This window comes from Paenibacillus sp. JT22N15 (assembly GCF_059383755.1).
Genome location: NZ_JBXENV010000035.1, coordinates 1 through 1,559 on the forward strand (window position 1 = coordinate 1; position 1,559 = coordinate 1,559).

Annotated in this window: 1 protein-coding gene; it reads right to left on the reverse strand. The window is 48.3% G+C overall.

Going from position 1 to position 1,559, the window contains the following annotated elements:
• Window positions 1–92 precede the first annotated feature (92 nt).
• Window positions 93–1,447 (reverse strand): IS1182 family transposase gene (locus AC50X8_RS32375; RefSeq protein ID WP_494883709.1). Its coding sequence is split into 2 segments (ribosomal slippage): window positions 93–880 and window positions 880–1,447, totalling 1,356 coding nucleotides; the frame shifts between segments, so codons are not numbered across the junction.
• Between the last annotated feature and the right edge of the window lie 112 nt (window positions 1,448–1,559).

Consider the following 1,559-nt stretch of genomic DNA (forward strand, 5'->3'; position numbering starts at 1 on the left):
CAGATTGTCGAGAAACCCTACGTCTTGTTCCAAGACGCTTGGGTTTCTCTTTATTTTGGGGATCCAAACGAAGCTAAAGGAGGAGGATTCCCCTATTGCGTCCTCCTTTCAAGATGGAGGGCGATCTTCTTCATGTTTTGCACGGCTGCGGTCATCAGCGCTTGCTCCGTAGCATTGCGCAGCCCCCGCAACCGGCAATAGCGAAACCCATGGAGCTGTTTAGCATCCGCGAAGCTTCGCTCAATCGTCTCTTTTCGTTTTCGATACAGCCTTTTGCCTGACTTACTGAGGCGGTTTAATCGCACCTGCTCCTTGCTGTCCTCCCAGATGTGCCGGGTGACGATCTTTCGCTTGTTGCGAGATCGCGTGCACTTTTCGAGCATCGGGCAAGATGCACACTGCTTCGGATCCGACGCATAATGTCGGTAACCGTGACGATCCGTCGTGCGGTACACCAGTTCCTGCTGCTCGGGACAGCGGTACACGTTTCGCTCGGCCTCATACGTGAATTTCCATTTCGGGTACAAGCCTTGCGTAGGGTGAAATCGGCGATGGGCGATGACACCAAAGATCTTACGTGCTTCCAGTCCTTTGCAAATCGGTGTAGTCATATAGCCTGAATCTAAAGCAACGGCTTCTACCTCAAAACCAAAACGTTCACGCTGGCGATCTAATCGAGAGAGATACGGGACGGAATCATGGACATTGCCTGCAGTTACGAAAACATCGGTAATGAGGTTGTACTTCACATCAACGGTACGATGATCCAGATAAAAGAAGCCTTCTGGCTTGCCTTCCCGAAACATATATCCGCTGTCCGGATCCGTGGTACTTACCTTTACTTCCTTGTCCTCGTTCACCTCCTCCCGTGGTTTTAGCGCTTTTTTCCTTGGGTTTGACGATCCGTTTCAACGGCAGCATTTAGCTCATCGAGATAATCTCTTGTGTTTTGCTTCACTTGTTCTTTCGTGTATTTGTTTTTGTTCGCGTTCGCTTTGACATGGGTCGAATCCGTAACCAGTACACGACCGCCGACCATACGATGCGTGATGGCCTGCAGCACAATCTCATCAAAGATGTCTTGAAAAACAGAAGTATCTTTAAACCGGGTACGCCGGTTCCAACTAATCGTCGTGTGGTCTGGCACACGATCGGTTAATCCCAGACCTAGAAACCAGCGATAGGCGAGATTCGTTTGCACTTCTCGTTCAAGCTGACGTTCGGAACGAATCCCGTAGAAATAGCCCAGAAAGATCATCTTGAAAAGAACAAGCGGATCAATGGCTGGGCGCCCATTATCTTGTGAATACAAATGCCGAACCTTTTCATCAATAAAGGAAAAATCGATGTACTTGTCAATCTTGCGAAGCATATGATCAGCAGGCACTAAGTCTTCAATGGAAACGAACTCGTAACTTTGTTGTTTTTCTCGATTAGAACGCAGCATAGGGCGACACCTTCCGTTCGTATAAGTTACCCTTATTATACCATAGTAACGCGGTGCCGTGTTAAACTAATTACTTATAAAGATGGCTGTCGAGACTTTCTCGACAGCCTGA